This window comes from Pseudomonas sp. W2Aug9 (genome assembly GCF_023127755.1).
Taxonomy (GTDB): domain Bacteria; phylum Pseudomonadota; class Gammaproteobacteria; order Pseudomonadales; family Pseudomonadaceae; genus Aquipseudomonas; species Aquipseudomonas synxantha_A.
Genome location: NZ_SPKL01000017.1, coordinates 34,664 through 59,247, shown reverse-complemented (window position 1 = coordinate 59,247; position 24,584 = coordinate 34,664). Strand labels below are relative to the sequence as shown.

At 59.5% G+C, this 24,584-nt stretch carries 27 protein-coding genes and 1 pseudogene; 11 read left to right on the top strand and 17 right to left on the bottom strand.

Annotated features, from left to right (window positions below; all coding sequences use genetic code 11):
• Window positions 1-8 precede the first annotated feature (8 nt).
• Complete coding sequence (locus E3O56_RS13510; RefSeq protein WP_005790692.1) at window positions 9-446, top strand: multidrug/biocide efflux PACE transporter; 438 nt, start codon at window positions 9-11, stop codon at window positions 444-446.
• 8 nt (window positions 447-454) lie between these two features.
• On the opposite strand, the gene E3O56_RS13505 is transcribed toward E3O56_RS13510, so the two are convergent.
• Window positions 455-1,213: an SDR family oxidoreductase gene (locus tag E3O56_RS13505; protein ID WP_248128410.1), complete on the bottom strand. Its 759-nt coding sequence runs from the start codon at window positions 1,211-1,213 to the stop codon at window positions 455-457.
• Window positions 1,214-1,319: 106 nt separating this feature from the next.
• Here E3O56_RS13505 and E3O56_RS13500 point away from each other — a divergent pair, with 106 nt between their 5' ends.
• A complete protein-coding gene (locus tag E3O56_RS13500) occupies window positions 1,320-2,216 on the top strand; it encodes a LysR family transcriptional regulator (RefSeq protein WP_032879796.1) in 897 nt (298 codons plus the stop codon).
• Here the strand turns inward: E3O56_RS13500 and E3O56_RS13495 are convergent.
• Window positions 2,213-3,130: a LysR family transcriptional regulator gene (locus tag E3O56_RS13495; RefSeq protein ID WP_014719628.1), complete on the bottom strand. Its 918-nt coding sequence runs from the start codon at window positions 3,128-3,130 to the stop codon at window positions 2,213-2,215. The two genes, E3O56_RS13500 and E3O56_RS13495, sit on opposite strands and share 4 nt — an antisense overlap.
• A gap of 105 nt (window positions 3,131-3,235) precedes the next feature.
• Between E3O56_RS13495 and E3O56_RS13490 the strand changes: the two genes are divergently transcribed.
• Genes E3O56_RS13490 through E3O56_RS13480 form a run of 3 tightly spaced genes read left to right on the top strand, consistent with a single transcriptional unit; the run spans window position 3,236 to window position 5,900 of the window.
• Window positions 3,236-3,994 carry a 5-oxoprolinase subunit PxpA gene (locus E3O56_RS13490; protein WP_248128409.1) on the top strand — a complete coding sequence of 253 codons (759 nt, stop codon included), beginning with the start codon at window positions 3,236-3,238 and terminating at the stop codon, window positions 3,992-3,994.
• Window positions 3,995-4,050: 56 nt separating this feature from the next.
• On the top strand, window positions 4,051-4,929 hold the full coding sequence (locus tag E3O56_RS13485; protein ID WP_248128408.1) for an allophanate hydrolase subunit 1: 879 nt from the start codon (window positions 4,051-4,053) through the stop codon (window positions 4,927-4,929).
• Window positions 4,926-5,900, top strand: a complete 975-nt coding sequence (locus tag E3O56_RS13480) for a biotin-dependent carboxyltransferase family protein (RefSeq protein WP_103734766.1) — start codon at window positions 4,926-4,928, stop codon at window positions 5,898-5,900. The genes E3O56_RS13485 and E3O56_RS13480 overlap by 4 nt, the downstream gene beginning before the upstream one ends.
• 58 nt (window positions 5,901-5,958) lie before the next feature.
• Here E3O56_RS13480 and E3O56_RS13475 read toward each other — a convergent pair whose 3' ends face one another.
• The 4 genes from E3O56_RS13475 to E3O56_RS13460 all read right to left on the bottom strand — a co-directional run bounded on the left by E3O56_RS13475 (window position 5,959) and on the right by E3O56_RS13460 (window position 10,507).
• Entirely contained in the window at window positions 5,959-7,572 is a 1,614-nt protein-coding gene (locus tag E3O56_RS13475; protein ID WP_103734767.1) for an inorganic phosphate transporter, read from the bottom strand.
• A gap of 234 nt (window positions 7,573-7,806) precedes the next feature.
• On the bottom strand, window positions 7,807-8,829 hold the full coding sequence (locus E3O56_RS13470; RefSeq protein WP_032879801.1) for a transporter: 1,023 nt from the start codon (window positions 8,827-8,829) through the stop codon (window positions 7,807-7,809).
• A gap of 145 nt (window positions 8,830-8,974) precedes the next feature.
• Window positions 8,975-9,289, bottom strand: coding sequence for a PepSY domain-containing protein (locus E3O56_RS13465; RefSeq protein WP_032879802.1), 315 nt, complete (start codon window positions 9,287-9,289; stop codon window positions 8,975-8,977).
• Between the two features lie 90 nt (window positions 9,290-9,379).
• Window positions 9,380-10,507: a glycerophosphodiester phosphodiesterase gene (locus E3O56_RS13460; protein WP_032879803.1), complete on the bottom strand. Its 1,128-nt coding sequence runs from the start codon at window positions 10,505-10,507 to the stop codon at window positions 9,380-9,382.
• Window positions 10,508-10,739: 232 nt separating this feature from the next.
• Here E3O56_RS13460 and E3O56_RS13455 point away from each other — a divergent pair, with 232 nt between their 5' ends.
• On the top strand, window positions 10,740-11,063 hold the full coding sequence (locus tag E3O56_RS13455) for a DUF2025 family protein (protein WP_005790675.1): 324 nt from the start codon (window positions 10,740-10,742) through the stop codon (window positions 11,061-11,063).
• A 46-nt stretch (window positions 11,064-11,109) separates the two neighbouring features.
• Here the strand turns inward: E3O56_RS13455 and E3O56_RS13450 are convergent, their stop codons facing one another.
• Together E3O56_RS13450 and E3O56_RS13445 are read right to left on the bottom strand one after the other, a co-directional pair.
• Window positions 11,110-11,430, bottom strand: coding sequence for an antibiotic biosynthesis monooxygenase (locus tag E3O56_RS13450; protein ID WP_032879804.1), 321 nt, complete (start codon window positions 11,428-11,430; stop codon window positions 11,110-11,112).
• On the bottom strand, window positions 11,427-12,134 hold the full coding sequence (locus E3O56_RS13445; RefSeq protein WP_248128414.1) for a CTP synthase: 708 nt from the start codon (window positions 12,132-12,134) through the stop codon (window positions 11,427-11,429). Before E3O56_RS13445 ends, E3O56_RS13450 begins: the two co-directional genes overlap by 4 nt.
• Window positions 12,135-12,214: 80 nt before the next feature.
• Here E3O56_RS13445 and E3O56_RS13440 point away from each other — a divergent pair, with 80 nt between their 5' ends.
• Window positions 12,215-13,099, top strand: a complete 885-nt coding sequence (locus E3O56_RS13440; protein ID WP_248128407.1) for a LysR family transcriptional regulator — start codon at window positions 12,215-12,217, stop codon at window positions 13,097-13,099.
• On the opposite strand, the gene E3O56_RS13435 is transcribed toward E3O56_RS13440, so the two are convergent.
• The 4 genes from E3O56_RS13435 to E3O56_RS13420 form a co-directional block, all read right to left on the bottom strand.
• Window positions 13,096-13,614 carry a DUF1003 domain-containing protein gene (locus E3O56_RS13435; RefSeq protein ID WP_032879806.1) on the bottom strand — a complete coding sequence of 173 codons (519 nt, stop codon included), beginning with the start codon at window positions 13,612-13,614 and terminating at the stop codon, window positions 13,096-13,098. The genes E3O56_RS13440 and E3O56_RS13435 overlap by 4 nt on opposite strands.
• A gap of 76 nt (window positions 13,615-13,690) precedes the next feature.
• Window positions 13,691-15,010, bottom strand: a complete 1,320-nt coding sequence (locus E3O56_RS13430) for a PAS domain-containing methyl-accepting chemotaxis protein (protein WP_248128406.1) — start codon at window positions 15,008-15,010, stop codon at window positions 13,691-13,693.
• A 211-nt stretch (window positions 15,011-15,221) separates the two neighbouring features.
• A complete protein-coding gene (locus tag E3O56_RS13425) occupies window positions 15,222-16,331 on the bottom strand; it encodes a diguanylate cyclase (protein WP_081883330.1) in 1,110 nt (369 codons plus the stop codon).
• Between the two features lie 166 nt (window positions 16,332-16,497).
• Window positions 16,498-17,148, bottom strand: a complete 651-nt coding sequence (locus tag E3O56_RS13420; RefSeq protein WP_148853731.1) for a TetR/AcrR family transcriptional regulator — start codon at window positions 17,146-17,148, stop codon at window positions 16,498-16,500.
• Between the two features lie 122 nt (window positions 17,149-17,270).
• Between E3O56_RS13420 and E3O56_RS13415 the strand changes: the two genes are divergently transcribed.
• From E3O56_RS13415 to E3O56_RS13400, 4 genes are all read left to right on the top strand, one after another.
• Complete coding sequence (locus E3O56_RS13415; protein ID WP_078822123.1) at window positions 17,271-18,329, top strand: MBL fold metallo-hydrolase; 1,059 nt, start codon at window positions 17,271-17,273, stop codon at window positions 18,327-18,329.
• A gap of 327 nt (window positions 18,330-18,656) precedes the next feature.
• Window positions 18,657-19,163, top strand: a complete 507-nt coding sequence (locus E3O56_RS13410; RefSeq protein WP_248128405.1) for a hypothetical protein — start codon at window positions 18,657-18,659, stop codon at window positions 19,161-19,163.
• A 100-nt stretch (window positions 19,164-19,263) separates the two neighbouring features.
• Complete coding sequence (locus E3O56_RS13405) at window positions 19,264-20,766, top strand: amidase family protein (RefSeq protein ID WP_248128404.1); 1,503 nt, start codon at window positions 19,264-19,266, stop codon at window positions 20,764-20,766.
• A gap of 96 nt (window positions 20,767-20,862) precedes the next feature.
• Window positions 20,863-21,420, top strand: a complete 558-nt coding sequence (locus E3O56_RS13400) for an AAA family ATPase (RefSeq protein WP_032879814.1) — start codon at window positions 20,863-20,865, stop codon at window positions 21,418-21,420.
• Here E3O56_RS13400 and E3O56_RS13395 read toward each other — a convergent pair.
• From E3O56_RS13395 to E3O56_RS13375, 5 genes and pseudogenes are all read right to left on the bottom strand, one after another.
• Window positions 21,350-21,730, bottom strand: coding sequence for a helix-turn-helix transcriptional regulator (locus E3O56_RS13395; RefSeq protein WP_032803685.1), 381 nt, complete (start codon window positions 21,728-21,730; stop codon window positions 21,350-21,352). The genes E3O56_RS13400 and E3O56_RS13395 overlap by 71 nt on opposite strands.
• A 106-nt stretch (window positions 21,731-21,836) precedes the next feature.
• Complete coding sequence (locus E3O56_RS13390) at window positions 21,837-22,784, bottom strand: hypothetical protein (RefSeq protein ID WP_078822120.1); 948 nt, start codon at window positions 22,782-22,784, stop codon at window positions 21,837-21,839.
• A 252-nt stretch (window positions 22,785-23,036) separates the two neighbouring features.
• Window positions 23,037-23,684, bottom strand: a complete 648-nt coding sequence (locus tag E3O56_RS13385) for an HAD-IB family hydrolase (protein ID WP_248128413.1) — start codon at window positions 23,682-23,684, stop codon at window positions 23,037-23,039.
• A gap of 72 nt (window positions 23,685-23,756) precedes the next feature.
• Window positions 23,757-23,918, bottom strand: a pseudogene (locus E3O56_RS13380) (HNH endonuclease); the annotation flags it as partial.
• 74 nt (window positions 23,919-23,992) lie between these two features.
• Window positions 23,993-24,584 (bottom strand): ribonucleotide-diphosphate reductase subunit beta (locus tag E3O56_RS13375; RefSeq protein ID WP_219273132.1); only part of this gene is annotated, 592 nt, incomplete at its 5' end.

Genomic DNA, 24,584 nt, shown 5'->3' with positions numbered 1-24,584 from the left:
GCCGGGTCATGAACCCTACCAAGTCGATTACTGAACGTGTTTTCCAAGCCCTGGGTTTTGAAGGCTTGGCCTTGTTGATCTGTACGCCGCTGTTGGTATGGATCACCGGCAGGCCGGCACTGGAGATGGGCGCAGTGACCCTGGGCATCAGCCTGCTGGCCCTGAGCTGGAACGTGGTTTTCAACAGCCTGTTCGACCGCCTCAAAACACACCTGCAACTGGCCAACAGTGGCTGGACCCGGGTGCTGCACGCGCTGTTGTTCGAGGGCGGCCTGATCCTGCTGGCAGTGCCGTTGATTGCGACCTTGATGAAGATCAGCCTGTTGGAGGCGTTCATCCTCGACATTGGTGTGCTGCTGTTCTTCCTGCCGTACACCTATGTGTACCACTGGGGTTATGACGTGTTGCGCGAGAAAATCGTCGGTAAAACCCCAGTAGCCCTGTAGGTGGGCGCCTACAGGAACATCCCGCCCGACGCCTCGATCCGCTGGCCGGTGATCCAATGGCTGCCATCGGCCAGCAATGTCGAAATCGCCCCGCCAATGTCGTCCGGCAAACCGGCGCGGCCCAAGGCCGTGTTATTGGCGACCATGGCATTCACATCGCTGTTGTCGCGCACCGCGCCGCCGCCGAAGTCGGTGGCAATCGCGCCCGGTGCCAGGGTGTTCACGGTAATACCGCGTGGGCCCAGCTCTTTGGCCTGGTAGCGCGACAGCACTTCGACCGCTCCCTTCATCGACGCATAGGCTGCATACCCCGGCAGGCTGAACCGCGCCAGGCCGCTGGATATGTTAATGATGCGTCCGCCATCGCTGATCAACGGCAGCAGTTTTTGCGTGAGAAAAAACGGCGCCTTGACGTGGATCGCCACCAACTGGTCGAACTGGGCTTCGGTGGTCTCGGCGAAGCTGGCGTGGGCAGCGATGCCTGCGTTATTGATCAGAAAATTGAAATGATCCTGAGCGAAAACATCCTTGAGCAACGCGCCGACTTGGCCAACGAACCCATCGAAGCTTGCGCTCTGGCTCACGTCCAGTTGCAGCATGGCGGCGCGGCCACCCAATGCCTCCACTTGGGCAACTACGGCTTGGGCCTCGCCTGCGGAGCTGTGGTACGTGCCGATAATGTCTACGCCTTGCGCAGCCAGGTGCAGCGCAGCGCTTTTGCCCAGGCCACGGCTGGCGCCGGTGATGAGTGCGATTTTACGGGTCATGGTGCAGTCCTCAGTGATAGTTAGTGGAACTGAGTGTATTTGTCCGGTCATGACGTGATAAACAGGCTGATATCGGAATCACTGGCCGGATAAGGCGAACAATCTAATGAACAAGCTTGAGCTGCTGCGCACCTTCGTACGCGTCACTGAGTTATCGAGCTTTACCCAGGCCGGCCAAAGCCTGGGTTTGCCACGCTCTACGGTATCCGAGCATGTGCAGGCGTTGGAGGAGTTGCTCGGCGCACGGCTGTTGCAACGCACCACGCGCAAGGTGCAGGCGACCCAAGACGGGCGTGTGTTGTATGAGCGCAGCAAGGATTTGCTGGCGCATATGGAAGAACTGGAAGGGTTGTTTCGCCAGGATGAAACCCAACTGGCCGGGCGCATACGGGTGGATATGCCCAATGTCATGGCGCGGGGTTTGATCGTGCCGAACTTGCCCACGTTCATGACGCGCCATCCTCTGATCGACATCGAGATCAGCGGCTCGGACCGCCAGGTGGACCTGATCGCGGAAGGTTTCGATTGTGTCGTGCGCGTCGGTGCCCAGCCCGACCAAACAGTGGTGGCGCGACGGGTGTGCAGCATGCCGATGGTCAACTGCGTGAGCCCGGCGTATCTGCACCGTTACGGCATGCCTGCGACATTGGCTGACTTGGCGAATCACCAATTGGTACATTACGTGCGGCCCCTGGGCGCACGTTCGGCAGGGTTCGAATACCTGGTGGGCAACAAGGTGCAACATTTGCCGATGGCAGGAAGGGTGACCGTCAACAGCACCGATGCGTATCAGTCGGCGTGCCTGGCGGGTTTTGGCATTACCCAAGTGCCCCAACTCGGGATCCGCGATTTATTGGCCAGTGGCGAGTTGGTAGCGGTGCTGCCGGATTACCAGGCACCGCCTCTGGACGTGTATTTACTGTACGCCGGCCAGCGGCATTTACCGCTGCGGGTGCGGGTGTTCATGGACTGGTTGACCGCCACCCTGCAAGCCCATCTTTAACGGCGCGCCGACAACTGCTGCGGCGCCAGGAACGCATCGTGGAAGTAATCGCGGAACGCTTGCATCGCCGGGGTAAACGCGCGCTCGCGGTGCCAGGCCAGGCCGACGCTCATGGGCGTGACCGGGTCGGTCACGGTCAGGGTTTCGATGCGCTTGCCTTCCAGCGACCAGGGCCGGTGCACCAGATCCGACAGAATCGCCACGCCGCTACCGTTGGCAACCATGCTGCGCACCGCCTCCACCGAGCTGGTGCGCAGCCGCACCTTGGGGGTTTGCCCGGCCTGCTCCCAGTAGCGCATGGCACTGTGTTCGGCTTCATCGACGGTCAGCAGGATGTAGGGCTCTTGCGCCACGTCCGCCAGGCTGACGGCGCCGCGTTCACACAATGGGTGATGGCTGGGCAGCCACAGGCGGCGTTCGGAGTTGAACAGGATCTCAGAGACGATATCCGCGTGGGTGAGGTTGGCGGTAAGCACCACGGCCATGTCGAACTGGCCATCGAGCAGGCCCTGTTCGATGGCCTGACGTTCCTGCTCGAACACCTCGATAGTCACGTCCGGATGCCAATGCTCCATGCGCTGCAAATGGTGCGGCAGGAAATAACCCAGCACTGTGTAGCTCGCCGCCACCCGTAGCACGCCGCTGGCGCGGTAATCCGGCAGCGGGCTGTTCAGGGCGTCTTCCACGCTGCGCACAATCACATAGGCGCGGTTGAGAAAATGTCGACCGGCGTCGGTGAGGTTCATGCCCTGGGCCGAGCGCACGAACAACTGCACGCCGAGCATGGCTTCCAGCTCCTTGATCGCCGTGGTCACCGCCGACTGGGAAATATTCAGGTGAATCGCCGCCTGGGAAATCTGGCCGATTTCAGCGGTGGCGACGAAGTAGCGAACCTGGCGCAAGGTAAGGGACATAGTCAGTATCTGATTTTCAGAAGATGGGCTATCTGATAATAGATCTTCCCAAGGGGTCAAGCCCGAGCCTACTTTCCTGGCATCACTTATGGCGGAGCAATCTTGATGCGGGCAGTGGATTTCAATTCGGACATGGGCGAAAGCTTCGGCCCCTGGACTATCGGCGACGGCGTCGACGCAGAGCTGATGGCTCACATCAGCTCGGCCAATATCGCCACCGGCTTTCACGCCGGCGACCCCGGCACCATGCGCCGCACTGTCGAGCGCGCCAAGCAATTGGGCGTGGCTATCGGCGCTCATCCGGGTTTTCGCGACCTGGTGGGCTTCGGTCGTCGGCATATCAACGCCCCGCCTCAGGAGCTGGTGGACGATATGCTCTACCAGCTTGGCGCGCTGCGTGAAATGGCCCGCGCCCAAGGCCTGACCTTGCAACATATCAAGCCCCACGGCGCGCTCTACATGCACCTGGCCCGCGATGAAGAGGCTGCGCGGCTATTGGTGCAAAACCTGCAAATCATCGAGCCGACGCTGTTGCTGTACTGCATGCCCAATTCGGTGATCTGGCGCATTGCCAAGGAACTGGGACAGCCGGTCGTGCGCGAGTTCTATGCCGACCGTGAGTACGATCTGAGCGGCTCCATCGTGTTCACCCGCAATGTGCGTGCACTGGACGCTGCCACCGTTGCAGCCCGTGTCCTGCGCGCTTGTCAGAGCGAGCTGGTACGTACCGTGGAAGGCGAAGACCTGGTGATTGAATTCGATTCCATCTGCCTGCACAGCGATACCCCTGGCGCCCTGGACTTGGTGCAAGCCACCCGCGAAGCGTTGGACCAGGCCGGTATTGAAGTCCGGCCCCCCCAATAAGAGCTGTACCTCACTTTTTTGCCTGCCTTTCTACAATGATTCCAAGAGGAACAGACATGGCTGAAACGTCCCCCATCCGCTACAGCTTCGGCGGTGATGAACACCTGTTTGCCGAGGTCAGCGACAGCATGTCCCTGGAGGCTTTTTTCAAGGGCATGGCGGTGACCCGCGCCGTGGAACGCCTGGCGCTGGAAGGCGTGCTGGATGTGTGCCTGGCCAATGCATCCTTCCAGATTCGCTTCGACCCCGACCGCATCGCGCCTCACGTGCTGCTCGACGCGGTGCAAAGCGCCGAAGCCCAGGCGGTGGCCGAGCGCACGCTGCACACGCGCATCATCGAGATCCCGGTGCTCTATAATGACCCCTGGACCCACGAAACCCTGATGCGTTTTCGTGACCGTCACCAGGACCCCGGCGGCACTGACCTTGAATACGCCGCCCGCATCAATGGCCTGACCGATGTGGATGCGTTTATCGCCGCTCACAGTGGCGCACCGTGGTTTGTGTCGATGGTCGGCTTTGTCGCGGGGCTGCCGTTCATGTTCCAGATGGTCGAGCGCGAACGGCAATTGCAGGTGCCCAAGTACTTGCGGCCGCGCACCGACACGCCGAAACTGACCCTGGGCCATGGCGGCTGTTTTGGTTGTATCTATTCGGTTCGCGGTGCCGGCGGTTACCAGATGTTCGGCGTGACCCCGGCACCGATCTACGACCCGCAGCAGCAGTTGGCCTACCTCAAGGAGCACATGGTGTTCTTCCGTCCTGGCGACATCGTGCAGTTCACGCCGATGAACCGGGAGGCTTACGACCTGGCCGTCGCCGAAGTGGAAGCCGGGCGTTTCGACTTGCGCATTCGCCCGGTCGAATTTTCCCTCGATGCCTTTCTCGCCGATCCCATTGGCTATCCGCAAACCCTGCAGGAGGCGCTGGCATGATCAAGGTGCTCAAACCCGGCCTCGCCACCTCCGTGCAGGACCTGGGGCGCGAAGGTTATTACCACCTGGGCATTCCGCCATCGGGGGCGCTGGACCAATACGCGCTGAGTGCAGCCAACCATCTGGTCGGCAATCCAGTGGGCGCGGCTGGCCTGGAATGCACGCTGATCGGGCCTGAGCTGGAGTTCCAGCACGACGCGCTGATAGCGTTGAGCGGCGCCTTGATGTCGCCGCGCCTGGACGGCGAAGTGGTGCATCAGGACACCGCCTTCGCCGTGCGCGCCGGGCAGGTGCTGCGCTTTGAGTTTCCCGTGGCCGGCGCGCGGACTTACCTCGCCGTTGCCGGGGGCATCGACGTGCCGTTGGTGCTTGGCAGCCGCTCCACCTACACCCTTGGTGCTCTCGGTGGGTTTCACGGGCGGCGCTTGCAGGAGGGCGATCTGTTGCCTATCGGCACGGCCAGCGGTGCGGGGCGTGCGGGCAACAGCTTGCCGATGGCGTTGCGTCGTTCGGTGGGCGGTGATGTCACGTTGCGCGTAGTGCCGGGGCTGTACTACGAGCGCTTGACCGACGCGGCAAAAAGCAGCTTTTTTGCCGAGCCGTGGACGGTGGGCTCCGAGGCCGATCGCATCGGCTATCGCTTCAAGGGCGGCAGCGCATTGAGTTTCCAGCCGCGGGAACAGCCGTTTGGCGCGGGCTCCGACCCCTCCAACATCGTCGACAGTTGCTACCCGATTGGTTCGATTCAGGTACCGGCGGGGTTGGAACCGATTGTGCTGCATCGCGATGCGGTGTCGGGCGGTGGCTACGCGATGATCGGCACGGTGATCAGCGCCGACCTGGACTTGATCGGGCAGATGCAGCCCAATCAGCGAGCGGGGTTCGTGGCGGTGACATTGGAGCAAGCGCTGGAGGCGCGGCGGGTCTACAAAAAGCGCCTGAAGGCCATGGCCGGACTCTTCACACCCTGAAGAAACATAAAACCAAATGTGGGAGGGGGCTTGCTCCCACATTTTGATTTTCTGTGTGTCAGAACAATTGGGTAAAAAGCCAGTAGAGGCTACCCGACAGTAAAATCGCCGCCGGCAAGGTCAACACCCACGCCATCAACAAATTGCGGATGGTCCTCATCTGCAACCCCCCGCCATTGGCGACCATGGTCCCGGCTACACCCGAGGACAATACATGGGTGGTCGACACCGGCAGCCCGAACATATCCGCCGCGCCGATGGTCAGCATCGCCACCGTTTCGGCCGAAGCGCCTTGAGCGTAAGTCAGGTGAGTCTTGCCGATTTTTTCGCCCACCGTCACCACGATGCGCTTCCAGCCGACCATGGTGCCCAGGCCAAGGGCAATGGCCACGGCGATCTTCACCCACAGCGGTATAAAGCGCGTGGCGTTGTCGATCTGTTGCTTGAACAGTTGCAGCTTGCCCTGGGTGTCGGCGTCGAAGTTGCCGACCTTGCCTTTGTCCATCAGGCGGATGGTTTCGCTGGTCAGGTACATGTCGTTACGCACGTTGCCGACGGCTTCGGCCGGTACGGCGGCGAGGGAACCATAGCTTTTCACTTCTTCGCCGATATGGCCGGTGATGGCGGCGAGTGCGGGCACCAGTTCCGGCGTGGCCTCTTTGGTGCGAACGTAGGTCGACAAGGTGGCACGTGAATCGCCCGGTGCCGGCTGCGGCGCTGCTTTGACCAAGGCAGCCTGGGTCACTTCAGCGACGGCGGCAAATTGCAGCGACTGATCGGCAGGCATGGTGCGGTTCAGCGCGTAGGCCATCGGCAAGGTGCCCACCAGGATCAGCATGATCAGGCCCATGCCCTTTTGCCCATCGTTGGAACCGTGGGCGAACGACACGCCGGTGCAAGTAACAATCAGCATCCCGCGAATCCACCAGGGCGGCGGCGTGTCGCCTTTGGGTGCCTTGTACAGCGCGCGGTTTTTGACAAAGACGCGCAGGGCCAGCAACAGCAAGGCGGCAAACGCAAAGCCAATCAGCGGCGACAGCAACAAGGCATAACCAATCTTGATCGCCTGGCTCCAATCAACACCGCTGGTGCCGTCACGTCCGTGCATCAGGGCATTGGCTACGCCTACGCCAATGATCGAGCCGATCAGGGTATGAGACGACGAGGCTGGCAAGCCCAGCCACCAGGTGCCCAGGTTCCACAGGATCGCGGCGATCAGCAAGGCGAAGATCATGGAGAACCCGGCCGATGAACCGACCTGCAAAATCAGCTCCACCGGTAGCAGGGCAATGATGCCGAACGCCACCGCGCCACTGGAAAGCAACACGCCGAGGAAATTGAAAAAGCCCGACCACACCACCGCAAAATGCGGTGGCAGCGAGTTGGTGTAGATCACCGTCGCCACTGCGTTGGCGGTGTCATGGAAGCCGTTGACAAACTCAAACCCCAGGGCGATCAACAACGCCACGCCGAGCAATAGGAATGGCGTCCAGGTGGTGAGCTGGGCGCCCATTTCGTGCATGTCGTGCATCAGGCTGTAGGCGGTGAACAGCAGGCCCATCGCAAGTACGGCGAAGAACATGATCACCGTCAACAAGCCTGGTTTTGTGTCCAGCCGGGGTTGGGAGGAGGGTGAAGCGTGGGGGGAGGCAGTCAGGGAAGGGGTGGCCATGCCGGAGCATCCAGTGTGAGGAGGATGGCCTTAATGATCATTGCAGAATGTTACAAGGGTGCTGCGACAGATCAGTGTTTGGCGCAATCTCGTGTGCCGCCGGTCTACAAATCAGTGCGGTTTAAATGTGGGAGGGGGCTTGCTCCCGATAGCGGTGCATCAGTCAGAGAGTTTTTGGCTGACCCACCGCTATCGGGAGCAAGCCCCCTCCCACAGTTTGATTGCATTTCAATGTTAGTAGTCCTTGCGCTTTCGGAACGCCCACCGCCCAGCAATCAAGGTAAAAGTCGCGACCAGCGCCACCAATATCCAGAAACCTTCCGGGTCTTGGGACAGCGGCACCCCACCCACATTCATGCCAAAAAAGCCGGCGATGATATTGATCGGCAGCGCCAGCACCGTTACCACCGTCAGGGTGAACAACGTGCGGTTACTTTGTTCATTGAGGTTGGCGGCGATTTCCTCCTGCAACAGCTTGATGCGTTCGCCCAGGGCCGTCAGGTCGTTGATGATCAGCGCAAACTCCTCGGTGGATTTGCGCAACTCCTTCACGTCTTCCTTTTGTAGCCATTGCGGCGGACGGTTGAGCAGGCGCAGCAGCGAGCCCGGTTCCAGCGCCAGCAGGCGTTGCAGGCGCACCAATACACGGCGTGCAGCGCCCAGTTCGGCGCGATTGGTGGATAGGCGCGAAGACAGCAACTGATCTTCGATATGGTCGACGCTGATACTGGTCTTGCGCACGATCTGGGTCAGCACTTCGCCCTGGTCGCGCAGCAAATGCACCAGCAGTTCCAGGGGCGAGCGAAAGTGTTCACCGGCTTTTACCGACGAGCGCAATTTATCCACCGAATGCAGTGGTTGCAGGCGCGCACTGATCAGCAAGCGGCTGCGCGCGCATACCCACAGTGTGGAAATATCCGACGACACCATGCTGCTGAAGTTGAACACCACATCGTTGACCACCGCCAACAAGGCCGAGTCCACATGTTCGATGCGTGTGGAGCGCGAGCCTTCATGCAGCGCTTCAAAAAATTCCTCCGGCAGCGACAAATGCGCCTGCATCCAGCGCTCGCACGCGGCGTGGGCGAGGTTCAAGTGCAGCCACAGAAACTCTTCCGGATCTTGTGGCTGCTGCAAGGCGGCGAGGGCGGTGGCTGAGTCAATCTGCTGGCCTTTTTCGCCGGGGCGAAAGCGGAAACCGTAAAGCAGGCCAAACAGGTCGGGGTCCTGATGGGCGTGGTCGATGCTGTGATTCATGGCGGCTCGCAGAGAAAGGGCCTGTAGGACGTTTCACAGGTTCCTAGGCGAATCATTGCAAGGCGGTATGACGGTTATGTGACGGTTTGAGGCGCGCATAAAAAAACGCGCCACTCGAAGGTGGCGCGTTTTTTGGGGATGCAACTCAGGTGTCTTGCTTGTTTTCCAGTACAGCACCGGTCTTGGCGTCGAGCTTCACTTCAAAGCGCTTGCCGGTGGTATCGGTCAGGTCCACTTCGTAGACATACTGGTCGGCGACGCCGTGTTTGGTGTCCAGTTCGGTGTCAGTGATCGAAGCACCAGGGTGAGTTGCCACGGCTGCTGCGTTGAGCTTGTCGAAAGACATCACAGCGCCGGACTTGAGCAGGCCTTCAATGTGATCCGGACGAACATCCGCCTGGGCCAGACCGGCAGTCAGGGTCAGGGCGGTGGCAGCGAACAGGGCAGTCAAAGTTTTCATGGTGTGTCCTCTTGGGTGAACTGTTTAAGTGGCGCCAGATTAACCGGCGCAACTTAACTCATCCTTAATGGCTCACTGACACCAATGCCCTTAGTACTTATGGTCGTTGAGCAGGTCCTGAACACTGGACGACGGCCAGCGTTTGTAGAACTTCAGCAGCTCGGCGGCACGGTTGGTGAAGATGCCATCGACGCCGGCCTTCATGACTTTCTCGAAATCCACCGGCTCATCCACGGTGTACACATGCACCAACAGGCCCTTGTCGTGGGTCAGCTTGTTCATTTCAGGCTTCACCAGGTCGGTGTAGCTCTGGTCGCCGTGGTCGGTCAGTTCAGCCGACGGGCCGGTGCCGATGGCGCCAAGGCTTTTGGCCTGGTCGACCCATTTTTCGAATTCGGCGGCGTCTTTCGGTTCTTGCTTGGCGTAGTAGGCAGCCTTGGTTGTTTCACCGGACTCGGCGAAGGTGACTTTGGATTTGGGCTCGATACTGCCTTCACCCACCCACAACAGCAGGATCTTCGGTGTGTTGGGCATTTCTTTCTGCAACTCTTGCAGGCTTGCAACTTCAAAGGTTTGCAGCACCACGCGGCCACGGCCTTGGCCGACGCCGGTGTTGCTCTTGCCCAGCTTGGAGCCGGCGGAACTCAGCCAGCCCTTGTCCAGCAGCTTGTTTTTCAGGTCGGCTTCGATCCCCGGGAACTGCTTGGGCTCCTTGGTCTCGATGTACAGGCCGGGTTTGTGCGAGGGGTTGCCTTCGGCGATCTTGATGATGTCGTCCAGGCTCAGGATCTTCAGGCCAACGAAGCCTGGGCGCGCGCGGTCCGGGTAGGCGGCGTTGAACCAGCTGCCGGCGTCGAGGGTTTGCAGTTCTTTCCAGGTGAACTCGTTGGCAGGCGCGTCTTTGCGCTCGGGGAACTTGGTGGCCACGTCGGTGGTGCGCTGCAGGTTGTTGTCGTGCAGGGCGAACAGCACGCCGTCCTTGCTGCGTTGCAGGTCCAGTTCCAGGTAGTCGGCCCCCAGGTCGCGTGCAACCTTGTAGGCGGCGGCGGTGGATTCAGGTGCGTCGTAGGAAGCACCACGGTGAGCGATCACGGCAGGGTAGGGTATGCCTTCGTTTGTTGCCAATTCAGCCGGGCTGACCGGGTCGGCAGCCTGTGCCTGGCCAAGGCCGAGCATCAACGCCAGCAGCAAGGCGCTCTTGGTAAACGTGACAGGCATATGCGAAGTCCTTTCGTGGAGGTAACTTTGAGAAGGTGTCCTTTTTAACAATTGATTGCGAAAGGCGCTATCACCAAACCGACATTAACGTGCGCGCGAGCCAATTTTGTCGGTTTTTTTGTGCTGCATTGCAGTATTCTTGGCCATAGCTGCCCCGTCAGAGGGCAGTATTTTTTGCCACGCGTGTAAACCATCTTTCCAGTCCCTATGGGACTTTTCAGTGAGGTTTACCATGCGCATCACTTCAGAACTTATCTGCCAGGCCGCCGACCAACTCCAGGGTTTTGTCGGCCTCAATCGCAAGACCGGCCAGTACATCGTGCGTTTCAGCGAAGATGCCTTCGGCATGGACGTGGCCGATGACGGCATCATTCCCACCGCCGAATTCGTCTGGCTACCGGCCGCCGACCACACCATGACCCTGTGCCGCGAACGCATACAGTTGCTGCTGGACCAGAACATCGATGACCGCATCAACATCACCGAACCGTTGCGGGTGTATATGCGCCGGGTGGAGATCCCGCAGATCAGTGCGTTGCGCAGTTTGGTGAGCTAGCCCGCAGCTTTTTCTGGTCGGTGAGGGTCAAATGAGGGGTAGTGTTTCAACGAGGGTAGGTGTACGCCCGCTCTACCTTGCATACCCGCGTGTGAAACGCTGTGTACCAAGTGGCCCGCCCTCGCTCACGCGCCTGCCGATGCTCGGCCTGCTGTTTCCAGGCCAGGATCGCCGCTTCGCTGGTCCAGTAGGACACTGTGATCCCCAACCCATCTTCTCGCGCCGACTCCACCCCGAGAAACCCAGGTTGTTCCGCCGCCAGTGCCAGCATCCGCGAGGCGGCCTCGCCATAACCCTGGTCGCCATCGGTACGCAGTGAGCTGAAAATCACCGCGTAATAAGGCGGGGCCGGTGTCTTGGCGATCATACCAATGCCCCTCGACACGCTTTGAGCAGGGCCAGTGCCAAGGGCGGGGTGATGCCGTTCAGCGCAGCGCGTTCAGGCTGGAACAGGGTGGCGACGAAGAACGGATGGTCGAGCAACTCCACGGCGCGCAGATCGCCCGCTGAATCGTGGCCGGTGGGAATCAGGTTGCCTTCAAGCAGTGCGCCAGCAAACGTGGGGTTGATGCCGTAGCGGCATCGATAGCCTTCGTGGATATCCACGCTGGCGTAGGCTTGGGCAATACGGGTGTAAGGGGCCAGGCGCACGGTGTCGTTCACTTCTACCAGGGAGCAGCTCAGGGGCGTGATGACGGCGCGTTCAGCGTCTGGAGCCAACTCGCCATGCTCTGCATCGGCCCAACCCAGTACGTTGCGGGCATATTCCAATACAGCATGTTGAAAACCACCGCATGTGCCGAGGAAAGGGCGTCTTTGCTCGCGAGCAAAACGGATTGCCCGCAGTGCGCCCTCGGTGTCGCAATAGGGGCTGGCGGGGACGCACCAGAATCCGTCAAAACCGTGCAGGGCAGAGGTGCAGGTGAGTGTGTCGGTGTCGAGCCATTGCACCTGGACGCTCAGACCCAGGGCGGCGGCGGCCTGCTGTAGCGCCAGCGGGATAGCCTGGTGGGCGATCACATCAGGGTTGTAGTCGCCGATCAGGGCGAGGTGCAGGGCGGGGGCTGTCATCATGTATGTCCCATGGCTTGTGGTGTGCTGATACCCACTATAAATTGGCGTTCGCGCAATCAATATTGGCATTTACGCACATGCTCAATGCAGCCACGCACTATCAACTTGACTACCCCGACCTGTCATTGATCCTTGCCCTGGTGCGTGGCGGCACCTTGGCACGGGCGGCAGCGTTGCTGCGGGTGGACGTGTCTACGGTGTTCCGTGCGGTGCGGCGGTTGGAGTCGGCCCTGGGCCAGACCTTATTTGAAAAAAGCCGCGTCGGATACTTGCCCACCAGCCTGGCGAGCAACCTGGCGCAACAGGCCGAACGCGCAGAACTCGCATTGGAGGCTGCGCGCATTGGTGTGGAGCAGGGTGGAGAAGTGATCAGCGGCACCGTGCGCCTGACCTGCACCGACTCGGTGTTGCAAGGGTTGCTGCTGCCGGCCCTGGCGCAGTTCATGCCGGCCTATCCAGCACTGGTGCTGGAACTGAGCACGTCCAATGACTTCGCCAACCTCAGCCGTCGTGATGCGGATATTGCCCTGCGCCTGACCAGCAAACCGCCGGAGCATCTGGTCGGACGTTGCCTGGGAACTGTTGCGTACCAAGTGTACGCCAGTGCCGACTATGCTCATCGGCATGCAGGCCAGGCGCTGGCCGACCTGGCCTGGATCGCTCCGGACGACTTTTTGCCCGACCACCCCACGGTAGCCTGGCGCCGTGAACATTTGCCAGGTGTGCGTCCCAGTTATTGCTGCAACAGCATGCAGTCGGTGACTGAACTGGTGCGCGCCGGGTTGGGTGTGGCGGCGTTGCCGGATTTTCTAATGGGCGAAGGCTTGCAAGCACTGAGCCCTGCATTGGTAGGGCACGACACCGCGCTGTGGCTGTTGACACGGCCTGATTGCCGAGCATTGCGCTCGGTGGTCACGCTGTTTGATGAACTGGGGCGGCATGTGCGCGGGCGGCGAAGTTAGGCTTTACGCACAAACTGCGCATGCATTTCGCACGTCAGGGTCTCGATGCGCTCGGTCAGTTGCTTGGTCATTTCCGTCAGCCGGGTATTCTGCTCCAGCAGTTCCATCAATTGCTTGGTGGTCTGGGCCGCCTGGGCCTGGCGTTCGGTGTTGGCGGTGGCGAGGGCTTCGCGATGCTGTGCGTCGGCGTCGGACTGAGCTTTATCCCGCGCAGCCTGGCGCGTCTGGGCCAGCAGGATCAGCGGCGCGGCATAAGCCGATTGCAGGCTGAAGGCCAGGTTGAGCAGGATGAACGGGTAGACGTCGAAGTGGGTGACGCCGGTCACATTCAACACCACCCATAACACGACGATCGCGGTTTGTGCGCCCAGGAAGGTCGGGGTACCAAAAAAGCGTGCGAAGGCCTCGGCTTTGAGGGCAAAGGTGTCGTTGCCAAAGGTCGGCGCCAGGTGCGCGTGACCGCGGTGGAAACGCAAGTGGTCAGTGGGGGCGGATTCGGGTTTGTCTGGGGTCATGGCGGGCTCGAGTGCTTAGCGTAAAGACAACCAACACTATAGACCGAGCCCACCAGCCACCGACATGAAGAACCGGTCAGCGATTGCCCCGGTCGTTGGCGAACGCGCTCACCGCCTGGACCGCTTCGCCGGTGCCTTCGCGAATCTGCAGGATCACCGTGCCCGCCTGGTTGGCCAGTTCTACGCCGTGGGCGGCACGGTCGCGGGTGGCGTCCATGCTGTCGATGGCTTGGCGGGTTTCGTCCTGGATCATGGCGATCATGCCGGAAATTTCGGCGGTGGAGCCGCTGGTGCGCGCCGCCAACTGCCGCACTTCATCGGCAACCACGGCAAAGCCACGGCCCTGCTCGCCGGCGCGTGCGGCTTCGATGGCGGCGTTGAGAGCCAGCAGGTTGGTCTGGTCGGCGATGCCGCGAATGGTGTTGACGATGGCGGTGATCTGCTGCGAGCGCTCGCCGAGCTTGGCGATCAGTTGCGAGGATGTGTCGATATCCCGAGCAATTTCGCGCATACCGGTGGCGGTTTTCTGGATCACTTCGGCGCCTTTTTCGGCCATCTCCTGGGTGCTCAATGACAGGTGATAAGCCTGGGCCGCGCTCTGCGCCTCGGTGGCATGTTGTTGGACCCGGGCGGTAACATCGGAGGCGAACTTCACCACTTTGCACAGGCGCCCGCTGGCGTCGTACACCGGGTTGTAGTTGGCTTCCAGCCACACCACCTGGCCGTTTTTATCCACCCGCTCGAACTGGCCATTGAACAGCTCGCCCTGGTTCAAGCGTTTCCAGAACTCGCTGTAGGCTGCACTGTTGGCCAGTTCGGGTGTGCAGAACAGGCGGTGATGCTTGCCCTGGATCTGCGTCAGGCTGTACCCCATGCGCTGCAGGAAGTTTGCGTTGGCTGTGATAATGGTGCCATCGAGGTTGAACTCGATCATCGCCATGGCGCGGTCGATGGCTTGCAGCTTGGCGTTGGCTTCACTTTCAGCTTGCAGGCGTGGGGTGACATCCATGGCGTACTTCACCACTTTGGTCACGTGACCGGCTTCATCGCGTACCGGGTTGTAGCTGGCTTCCAGCCACACCGAATCACCCTTGGCACCCACCCGCTCAAAGGTGCCTGACTGAAATTGGCCGTTGCGCAGCTGCGTCCACAGTTGGTTGTACTCGGCGCTGCGGGCGAACGCGGGGGTGCAGAACATCCGGTGGGACTGGCCCAGGACCTGTTCGGAGCGGTAACCCATGGTCTTGAAGAAGTTCTCATTGGCCCGCAGCACAGTGCCTTGCAGGTCGAATTCGATGACGGCCATGGAGCGCTCGATGGCATCCAGCAGGCTGGCCTGTTGGGCAATGCTGTGTTGCAGGGTGCTGATGGTTTTCTTGTGGGTGTTAAATAGCATGTTAGAGGGCTCGGGCATGCAAGCATATGCGGTATCCATGTATTTGCGCCTGACCCCGTAGGGCCCCAGGCCTTACGGTTGACTTGCTCATTGCCAGCTTCCTGATGCTGACAGAGGGGGTGGAACAAGGGGTTCAGAGTGATCGGCCGGCCCAGAAGTTCGCTGCTTGAGCAGGGGCATTTTCGGGTAGCCGACCAATGGCGGCATTATGCTATTGCGGCAGGCCCGCCGACGAAGATTCGGACGAGGTGTTATCAGACAACTGCGGCTGAACAGGCGATCTTCGATCGCTGGTCCTGACGCGGTTGCGGCCGCTGTTCTTGGCAGCGTACAGCGCGCGATCCGCAGCGTTGAGCCACATGACCGCATCCTTGAAGGCCGGTTGAAAATCCGCCAGGCCGATGCTCAGGCTCACGCGTAATTCGGGGATCTGCGCAGTGCGGTAGTTACTGAACTTTTCGCGCATCTGTTCCATGAGTCGCGCAGCATCTTGCAAGGGCATTTTCGGAAGGATCACACAGAACTCGTCACCTCCGTAGCGGCCGGCGAGGTCTTCTTCGCGCAGGTGCTGGCGTAATTCCTGGCTCAACTGGCGCAGTACCGCATCCCCGACGGTATGGCCGTGCATATCGTTGATACGCTTGAAGTGGTCGATATCGATCAGGGCAATGGTCGCCTGGCTTTGTTGCTGTTGGCACTTATGGAACTTGAGGTTCAGCAGGTCTTTCCATGAGCCATGGTTGAGCAGGCCGGTCAGGCTGTCGATACGGCTCAGGGCGCTGAGGGCGCGTTTATGTTGCGACAGTTTGATTGCCAACTGATAACAGACCATGCCGATGGCCATCGGGTAGAGCGTCAGCATCGGCAAGCAGGTGTAGACCTCGGAAAGGCTGACGCTGGAATCGAACTTGACCCCGAACAGGCTCCAGGCTATCGCGATGCCGGCGGCTTGTGCGAGCAGCCCATGCAGGAGCAAGCGTGTGCCACCGGCAGCGACGTTATTCATGGCCATCATCGACAGAATGGTGACGGCCGTCAGTGGCGAAAACTGGGTGGCCGCTGCCCAGAAACCGCCCGACAATGAGTCATACAGCAGGTTGCGCCGTTCGGCCTGATAGGGAAACGGCGAATGGGTCGAGATCAGATAAGCCACGTGCGGCCAGGCAAGGCCATTGAACAACAACAACGCCCATACCCAGCCTGGCATTGACAAGGGATACAACGCGCCGATTACGCTGATGCTACCGATACCCAGGCCGATGATCCTTGGCTTGTAGATACGTCTGGCAAATGAAAGCCCTTTGCCTCGTCTGTTTTCCATAGTGTCCTGGGTCAGCTGTTTTTTGCAGGTGCGACAGCGTGCGTCAACGGTCGGCGTCGATGATCGGATAATAGCGGCCGATATTGTCGATTATTCCTGTAGGAATAATCAGTGTCCTTTCAGGCCATTTGCGCAAAACAGCGGGTGAATGCGCCAAAAGCGACCTTTAATGTCGCCCCGGCAACAGGTCCTGATACAGGGGTGGGGTGCGCACTTCGTAGCCGGCGAGGAACAGGTCGATTGCAGATTCGATGACGTTGGCCTGGGCGGCCACATCGAGGGTGGGCTGGCCGAGCGTGATTTGCGGCCAGAAGGCAAAGGCCTTGAGCAAGCTCTGGATCTGGTGAGCCGCGAAAGCTGGATCGGTACAGTTGAGGCGGCCGTCTTCCTGGGCAGCGCGCACCCATTGGGTAAAACCTTCTTCCCGTGCGCTGAGGCGATTGACCATATCTTGCGCACGTTCGGGCGAATGGATGGTGGCAGCAATGGCCACGCGCGCCAGGTCGAGGAAGTTGGCGTCCGACATCATCTTCATTTTTGCTTCCAGCAACTTGCGCAGTTGATCGCGCAGCGGCTGGTCGCTGGCGTAGTTCACGTCCAGTTGGGCAACGCTGCTGGCCCACAGTTGGCTCAGGATCTCGGCGAACAGCTCTTCCTTGCTGGGAAAGTGGTTGTACACCGTGCGCTTGGAAACGCCGGCGGTGGCGGCAACTTTGTCCATGCTGGTGACCTCGAAACCGTTCTCGCGAAATTCGGCAATCGCCGCCGCCACGATGGCGTCGCGTTTACGCTCGGTGAGGCGCTTGGGGGCAGTCATGGATGGCATTCGACTCAATCAGGAAATTACACTCAGCAGTTTACTTGCTCCGGATTTTGTTGCAATCTAGAAACTACACTGTGCAGTGTAATTCTTCTTCGTACTGTAGGAGTCACTCGGTAATGGCCACGATTTCAACCCGTGTCGACCCTGCGCCTGCAGCGCTCCAGCCTGCCGGGCAGGACCAGGGGCACTTCACCAATGACGCCCCGGTGCAACACGGCGGTTTTGGCAAAACCTTGCGCATTTTCTGGAACATGCTGTTCAACAAACCACGCACTACGCGGCCAGTGGGGCCGATCCCGGTGCAGCCACTGACCCGCGAGCAGTTGTTGGCGGCACCCGACCACACGGTGTTCCGCCTTGGGCATTCGACGGTACTGCTGAAGATGCGCGGTAAATTCTGGGTTACCGACCCGGTATTCGCCGAGCGCGCGTCACCGTTCAGTTGGGCAGGCCCCAAGCGTTTCCACGCCCCTCCTATCAGCCTTGAAGCGTTGCCACCGCTGGAGGCGGTGATTCTTTCCCACAACCACTATGACCATCTTGACCACGAGGCTGTGGTGCAACTGGCTGGTAAGACCCGCTACTTCCTGGCGCCCCTGGGCGTGGGCGAGACGCTGATCAAATGGGGGATCGATGCCAATAAAGTCCGTCAGCTGGATTGGTGGCAGGGCACGGAAGTCGATGGCATTCGTTTTATCGCTACCCCGGCACAGCATTTTTCCGGACGCGGCCTGTTTGATAGCAACCAGACCCTGTGGTGTTCCTGGGTGATGATCGACGATGCGCGGCGCATCTTCTTCAGTGGCGACACTGGCTATTTCGATGGTTTCAAGCGCATTGGCGAGCAGTATGGCCCGTTTGACCTGACCCTGATGGAGACCGGCGCCTACAACGTCGATTGGCCCCATGTGCACATGCAACCGGAGCAAACCTTGCAGGCGCATATCGATCTCAAAGGGCGCTGGTTGTTGCCCATTCACAACGGCACCTTCGATCTGGCATTCCATGCCTGGCACGAACCCTTCGACCGCATCATGGCCCTGGCCTGGGAGCGCAATGTATCGATCACCACCCCGGCGATGGGGCAGGCGTTTCGCTTGAACCAGCCCGAGCGCGGCCATGCGTGGTGGTTGGAGGTGGAGACTGAGGGTACGCAGGAGCGCCTCGCCAGCTGACAGCGATGGCCGCGGAAAAAGGAGTTTTCAAGCTGTTTCAAGGCTGCGACAGGCGCCAGTCAAGGGTGCGATGATCTCCGAGAATCTATTTTCGGGGTAGTTCCGATGGAAAGTGAATGTAGCAAATATTGGCGAGTCGGCATGGCGTGCCCATCCAAGCAATTGGCGCCGGGGCTCGAGGAGCCCGCTGCGAGTATCCATCCTGCTACTGGCCCTACAAACTCACGCAGCATCGCTTTTGGTGCCGATCCTGCTTTGGCCACCAGCATACCAATCCCCGGCTATAACGCACCGGCTCTTCCCCTGAAACCTACGCGCGATCCCTCGTTGTCGTTGATTGCCTTGAGCGGCCTGGAGCCCTCAGGGCCGGTGATGGTCGAGGTGCCTCTGGTACAGAACAATAGCACTTTCAGCGCTGCCTCGACGTTGAGCGGCAGGCGCGTGGGGTTCGCCCAGCGGTGGGGGCGTGATCAAACACCGATCGAACACGGGGTGGCATTCTTGCGCGCGTTGGATGTTCTGCGCCGGGCCGGAACCAACTTGGTGCCGGTGCCTGCGCGCCACGCCGATGATCCGCGCTCTGGCGGCAATGAAATCGATGAGCTTGTGCGCGCGTACCAACTGGACGCTCTGGTGGCCGATAGCCAGAACGCCGCCTTCCACGACGCATGCTGGAGTGGCTACCCAAGGCTTAACGAACCGCTTGAGGATGGTGCAGTGTTGTGGTTCTACGGTGCGCGGTGGTCGAAGGATTCCCTTACGGCACTCGTACTGGGATACCGCAGTGCTCGACGTCTGGGAGTACAGGAGGTGCTGAACAATCCAACAGGATGAACTACCGATGTCGCGCTTCTTGGCGGGAGGGGAGTTTTTAGACTGGCACCTGGGTCAATCGGGATCCTTCGCCATTTCTTCCTCTCGCAGGAGATATTTCATGTTTGGTATCGGCTCTGGTGTAAGTTTTTTTGTTAACTACGCACATAACACTTTGCCTGTTCAATCGTCGCCAGCGATTTCAAAACCTATCCCCGCCGGGACGGAATATGCCAGTGTGCGCGAACTGGCTGAGCAGATGTCGCGACCGGGAGGCATCACCTCGCAAGGGCTGGTCAATTATTTTCAGGAGCGCATCCGCACGCTGGATCCGCAGCTGAGTTCTGTTATTGAACTCAACCCGCAAGCGCTTGAAAGCGCCCGCACGCTGGACCAGGAACGGGCCAATGGCAAGGTGCGCGGACCACTGCACGGAATACCTATCTTGCTCAAAGACACCATTGAGACTGCAGGCATGCAAACCAGTGCAGGTGCCTTTGCTCTGGTAGGGGAGGCGGCGGGTAAAAACGCTCCATTAGTTGAATACCTGATCAGCCAGGGCGCCGTGATTCTCGGTAAAACCAACATGACGGAGCTGGCCGGTTTTCGCGGCGCTCCCGATGGCTGGAGTACCCGCGGTGGTCAGACTCGCAACCCACATCATCCGGACGCGCAGGTGGGTGGTTCCAGTTCCGGCTCGGCCGCAGCCGTCGCCGCAGGGTTGGCCCCCTTGGCGGTGGGGGCCGAAACCAACGGCTCGATTATCGTGCCCGCAGCGTTTAATGGTGTGGTTGGGCTCAAGCCCAGCGTCGGTTTGTTGGACCGCAATGGCATTATCCCGGCTAGCCAGCACCAGGACACACCGGGCCCGATGGCACGGTCGGTGTTCGATGCGGCGCTGATGCTCAACGCCATGTCTGGCCGCGACCTCCACGATCCGGCGAGCGTGGGCGCTCCAGAAGGGGTTGATTACACGCAGTTATTGGTACCTGGTGCGTTGAAGGGCAAGCGTATTGGATATCCCAAGACGTTTTCTGCAAACGGTGAAGTTCAGGCTGTGGAAAATAGTGCGCAATTCAGCAAAGCACTGGAGGTGCTTAAGGCACAAGGGGCGGTTTTAGTGCCGATTAACCTGCGTATGGCAGATGAGTCACGCTATGAAGAACTGTTGTTATCGGATGTAAACGAAGAGTTGAATGGCTATTTGGCCAAGCGCACGGGATTGCCAGTCAAGTCACTGGCTGAGCTGATCAAGTTCAACGAAGACCGTGACGGCACGGATACCGATCATCAGCCCCTGCTCAAGCAGATCAATGCCTCCACACTGGCGCCAGAACAGCGCGAAAGGGCGTGGGAAAAACTGATCGAGGATTTTCGCAGCAGCGTGGATGAGCCGATCAAGACTTATAAACTGGACGCCATAGTGTCGGATTTTGATACCAACAGTTACTTCGGCGTAGCAGCGGCCGGCTACCCAGGTATCACCGTACCCTCCGGCACGAACGAAGACGGTTTACCCACGGCCGCCCACTTCTTCGGCACCCGTTGGAGCGAGCCCACGTTGTTGGCGGTGGCCCACGGGTATGAGCAGGCCGCACAAACGGCAACCAAGCCTGGGCTTTGATCGGTCAGGTCATTTTGCATCGCAAAAGGAGTGCCGGGCACTGAACCTGCCGGCCTGAAACTTCACGGTTTACACTCAATGCCATGGAGGGACGCCATGGCATACAGAATTCATATCCTCGGCGCAGCGGGCACCGGTTGCACTACCTTGGGCAAGGTATTGGCCGAGCACCTGAATATTGCCTGTTTCGACTCCGATTTCTATTACTGGCAGCAAACCCTCGAACCCTTTTCCATCGCCCGGCTCCGGGACGAACGCCTCCGCCTGCTGCAGGAACACACCGCCGGCCATCAAGGCTGGGTATTGTCGGGGTCACTCTGCGGCTGGGGCGACGCGATGATCCCGCTATTCACCCATGTGGTGTTCCTGCGCGTAGAACCGCAAGTGCGCCTGCAACGCCTGCGCCTGCGAGAAGCGCAGCGCTACGGGGAGCAGATTCTGGAAGGTGGCAGCCGCCATCAAAACAGTGTCGCCTTTCTCACCTGGGCCGCACGCTACGATACTGGCAATCACAGCCTACGTAGCCTGCGTCGGCATGAAACCTGGTTGAAACCGTTGAGCTGCCCGGTGATCCGGCTGGACGCTACGCACCATTCGGTTGAGGAGTTGGTGAATCAACTGACGCCGTTGTTGAACCCATCAACCGAGAAATGAGGCCTGGTGCTGTGGGCTCGGCGGTTACGGTGTCAAATCGGCGCACACTCATGCCCCACCCCGGCGCAAACCCCGGGAAGAACACCAGCCCTTGCGCCTCCAGGCAAAACGCCAGGATCAGGCGGGTTTCATCGTCGACTTCGCCGTGGGCCTCCAATTGTTGAATCGCCTCTACCGCCACGCCCGCCTGGCGAGCCAGATGTTCGCGGCTCCAGCCCAGCATAACGCGGGCCTGTGCGCAGTGTTTGGCGGTGAATTGGTGCAGGACGATCTGCTGTTCTACGAAAGAGCTCATTGCCAGAGAGGACATGGGGGTTCTCCAGGTTCGACGGGGGAGGCGCAACTATACTGTGTTTTTGTACAGTTGTTTGTACCGCTCATCATCTGGATTTTTTCGTCGCTGTTTCAACGCCCAGTTATTCCATTCCCGACGCCTCCCGGATAATCAGATGATCCAGGTTCTCGATATTCGCACTGAATACCCCGAACGTTTGCTCGGGGTTTTTCTTGCTGGGCACCTGCTTGAGTTCCGGTGTCACTCCGTAGAAGAAACAATACAGCGGTCGCTCGCTGCTGGCCGCTGCCTTGATCTGCTCCAGGAAAACCGTGCGCTTGCGGTAGCTTTCGATGAGCTTTTTGTTCAGGTAGACGTTGACCGAATAAGGCTTCTTGTCGAGCCACACTTTCTTTTCGAAATCGATGCGAAAGCTGCTGGTGTAGTCTTTGATTTCCTTGATCTTGCCCCAGTAGATCAGGCCCTTGTTGTCTTGCAGGTATTCGATTTTCTTGAAGAACGACCAGTAAGTCGCCGTGTGCTCACCAATCTTCAAGGGCATGGCCTTGAGCTTGTCCTTGTCATCGATGTTCGACACATAGCATTCCACCGGATGGGCGAACACGCTGGTTTTGTCCGGGGTTGTGTCGCTGCTGACATGGGATTTCTCAACGCGATTTGAAGGCGTTTTCGTTGGCTCTTGTGGGGCGCCTCCATCGATGCCGGCAGCAGGTGTTTTACGTTCGTACTGACGGCGTGTCAGTACCAATTCCGATGGGAAGTTGTCCTCGCGCTCGTCCTCACTTTCACCGGCCGCGGTCTTTTGGCTGCTGGCATAGCGACAGCCTTCGATATGCCGGGTGCCGGGTTTGTTCTTGAAGTGTGGGGTGCGCAGGTAATTGACGTTCTTGGCGTTGAAGGTGCTCAACACATTGCCGGCGTCGAACGCTGCGCGGCACGCGTCGTTGGGGCAGAGGAAGCGGTCCTTGTCGGAATCGAAGTCAGCGGTTTCGTCGAAATTCAGCTCTCGTACGTCGTAGATCGACAACTTGTCATCGAGAGCCAGGCTGTAGGCCGTGTCGAATTTCATGGGGCTCGGTCCGTGGGAATTTGGCTATTAATAGCCGGATCCTGTGTAAATATCAGCAAGAACCTGCAACGCGTCGTCCGCTCAAGAAGCCTGACGGTAAAAGCGTCTGCAACGGCTCTCGGCGTAGACCCCAAAACTACAACGTAAACACCATTCCACTGAGATGCACGGATCAAATGTGGGAGCTGTCGAGCCCCAGCGAGGCTGCGAAGGGATCGCCTCGGTCCCCTCCGCCAACCCCACCCACCCGCATCACCGCTGCAACCGAGCCCGCCGTTTCTTCTTCGCATGAAAGTGCCGAAAATGCGCATCCTGCGCCGCCGCCAACAATTCCCTATCCCCCCGCGTATCGCCCCAGGCCCGCAGCCGATACTCGCCCAAATCCCCATACACCGCCTCAAGCCGCAGCACCTTGTTCTCACAACGGCAATTATTCCCGGTGAGCTTGCCGGTCAACACCCCGTCGACCACCTCAAGCTCAGTCCCAATCAACTTGATCCCAAGCCGATCGGCAAACGGCTGCAACACCAACGCCGGCGACGCCGAGCACAACGTCACCACCGCCCCCGAGCCCAACTCCTGCTCCACCGACAGCACGCCCGCCGGGCGCATCAACCGCGCCCAATTACGCTGGCAATACTCCTCGGCCTTCTGCTGCACCCACGTCTTCTGCACCCCGGTCATAAAGGTGCGAATCAACTGCGCCTTCAACTCATCCCGGCTGATCTGCCGCACCAAGAAGCGCAGCCCAGGCACCGCCAGCTTGACCATCCGGCCATAAAACTCACCGGGGCCAAAGGCAAACTTGAGGAAGGGCACGAAACTGTCGTGGTGGGTGAGGGTGCCGTCGAAGTCAAAGACGGAGAGTACTTTGGCGTCGATGGGGCCGTCTTCGAGCATGTCTGGGTTCACGGGTTGGCCTCGGTCCTATCTAGTATTTTTTGTGCGTGCATCAGGTGTGACAGCAGGAGTCTACTCCCGTGCCAATCTTCCGATTTTGGCGTAAAGCCCTTCGGTGAAAGCGTCCCGATCACTCGACCGGTGACAACGCTGATGGCAGTTGGGGCACAAGGCTACAGCATTGGTGGTGCGATCCGAACCCTTCTGGGCAAGGTGCTTGACGCGATGTGCTTCAAAAAGTGGCAATTCACCGTGCATAAAAAAGCCCTGAACAAGTCAGGGCTCTTGAATGTTACCTGGCGTAGGAATCAATCCCAGCTCAACGCGCCGCCAGTTTGATACTCGATCACACGGGTCTCGAAGAAATTCTTCTCTTTCTTCAAGTCCATGATCTCGCTCATCCACGGGAACGGGTTAGTCGTGCCTGGGTACTCTTCCTTCAAGCCAATCTGCGACAGGCGACGGTTGGCGATGAACTTGAGATAGTCCTCCATCATCGCCGCGTTCATGCCCAGCACACCGCGAGGCATGGTGTCGCGAGCGTACTCGATCTCCAACTGAGTCCCTTGCAAAATCATCTGGGTCGCTTCTTCCTTCATCTCGGCATCCCACAAGTGCGGGTTTTCGATTTTGATCTGGTTGATCACATCGATACCGAAGTTCAGGTGCATCGACTCGTCGCGCAGGATGTACTGGAACTGCTCGGCCACGCCGGTCATTTTGTTGCGGCGGCCCATGGACAGAATCTGGGTGAAACCGCAGTAAAAGAAGATGCCTTCCAGGACGCAGTAGTAGGCGACCAGATTACGCAGCAGTTCCTTGTCGGTCTCGACGGTGCCGGTTTCGAACTTCGGATCGGAGATCGAGCGGGTGTATTTCAGGCCCCAGGCGGCTTTTTTA

Excerpts from the sequence above, each read along its gene's own strand:
- E3O56_RS13390 (WP_078822120.1), bottom strand. The coding sequence starts at position 22,784 with ATGAAATTCGACACGGCCTACAGCCTGGCTCTCGATGACAAGTTGTCG.
- E3O56_RS13480 (WP_103734766.1), top strand. The coding sequence starts at position 4,926 with ATGATCAAGGTGCTCAAACCCGGCCTCGCCACCTCCGTGCAGGACCTG.
- E3O56_RS13465 (WP_032879802.1), bottom strand. The coding sequence starts at position 9,289 with ATGAAAACTTTGACTGCCCTGTTCGCTGCCACCGCCCTGACCCTGACT.
- E3O56_RS13445 (WP_248128414.1), bottom strand. The coding sequence starts at position 12,134 with ATGACAGCCCCCGCCCTGCACCTCGCCCTGATCGGCGACTACAACCCT.
- E3O56_RS13495 (WP_014719628.1), bottom strand. The coding sequence starts at position 3,130 with ATGTCCCTTACCTTGCGCCAGGTTCGCTACTTCGTCGCCACCGCTGAA.
- E3O56_RS13425 (WP_081883330.1), bottom strand. The coding sequence starts at position 16,331 with ATGGAAAACAGACGAGGCAAAGGGCTTTCATTTGCCAGACGTATCTAC.
- E3O56_RS13510 (WP_005790692.1), top strand. The coding sequence starts at position 9 with ATGAACCCTACCAAGTCGATTACTGAACGTGTTTTCCAAGCCCTGGGT.
- E3O56_RS13460 (WP_032879803.1), bottom strand. The coding sequence starts at position 10,507 with ATGCCTGTCACGTTTACCAAGAGCGCCTTGCTGCTGGCGTTGATGCTC.
- E3O56_RS13440 (WP_248128407.1), top strand. The coding sequence starts at position 12,215 with ATGCTCAATGCAGCCACGCACTATCAACTTGACTACCCCGACCTGTCA.
- E3O56_RS13500 (WP_032879796.1), top strand. The coding sequence starts at position 1,320 with ATGAACAAGCTTGAGCTGCTGCGCACCTTCGTACGCGTCACTGAGTTA.
- E3O56_RS13385 (WP_248128413.1), bottom strand. The coding sequence starts at position 23,684 with ATGCTCGAAGACGGCCCCATCGACGCCAAAGTACTCTCCGTCTTTGAC.
- E3O56_RS13475 (WP_103734767.1), bottom strand. The coding sequence starts at position 7,572 with ATGGCCACCCCTTCCCTGACTGCCTCCCCCCACGCTTCACCCTCCTCC.
- E3O56_RS13395 (WP_032803685.1), bottom strand. The coding sequence starts at position 21,730 with ATGTCCTCTCTGGCAATGAGCTCTTTCGTAGAACAGCAGATCGTCCTG.
- E3O56_RS13470 (WP_032879801.1), bottom strand. The coding sequence starts at position 8,829 with ATGAATCACAGCATCGACCACGCCCATCAGGACCCCGACCTGTTTGGC.
- E3O56_RS13415 (WP_078822123.1), top strand. The coding sequence starts at position 17,271 with ATGGCCACGATTTCAACCCGTGTCGACCCTGCGCCTGCAGCGCTCCAG.
- E3O56_RS13420 (WP_148853731.1), bottom strand. The coding sequence starts at position 17,148 with ATGACTGCCCCCAAGCGCCTCACCGAGCGTAAACGCGACGCCATCGTG.
- E3O56_RS13450 (WP_032879804.1), bottom strand. The coding sequence starts at position 11,430 with ATGATCGCCAAGACACCGGCCCCGCCTTATTACGCGGTGATTTTCAGC.
- E3O56_RS13455 (WP_005790675.1), top strand. The coding sequence starts at position 10,740 with ATGCGCATCACTTCAGAACTTATCTGCCAGGCCGCCGACCAACTCCAG.
- E3O56_RS13490 (WP_248128409.1), top strand. The coding sequence starts at position 3,236 with ATGCGGGCAGTGGATTTCAATTCGGACATGGGCGAAAGCTTCGGCCCC.
- E3O56_RS13485 (WP_248128408.1), top strand. The coding sequence starts at position 4,051 with ATGGCTGAAACGTCCCCCATCCGCTACAGCTTCGGCGGTGATGAACAC.
- E3O56_RS13505 (WP_248128410.1), bottom strand. The coding sequence starts at position 1,213 with ATGACCCGTAAAATCGCACTCATCACCGGCGCCAGCCGTGGCCTGGGC.
- E3O56_RS13435 (WP_032879806.1), bottom strand. The coding sequence starts at position 13,614 with ATGACCCCAGACAAACCCGAATCCGCCCCCACTGACCACTTGCGTTTC.
- E3O56_RS13430 (WP_248128406.1), bottom strand. The coding sequence starts at position 15,010 with ATGCTATTTAACACCCACAAGAAAACCATCAGCACCCTGCAACACAGC.
- E3O56_RS13400 (WP_032879814.1), top strand. The coding sequence starts at position 20,863 with ATGGCATACAGAATTCATATCCTCGGCGCAGCGGGCACCGGTTGCACT.
- E3O56_RS13405 (WP_248128404.1), top strand. The coding sequence starts at position 19,264 with ATGTTTGGTATCGGCTCTGGTGTAAGTTTTTTTGTTAACTACGCACAT.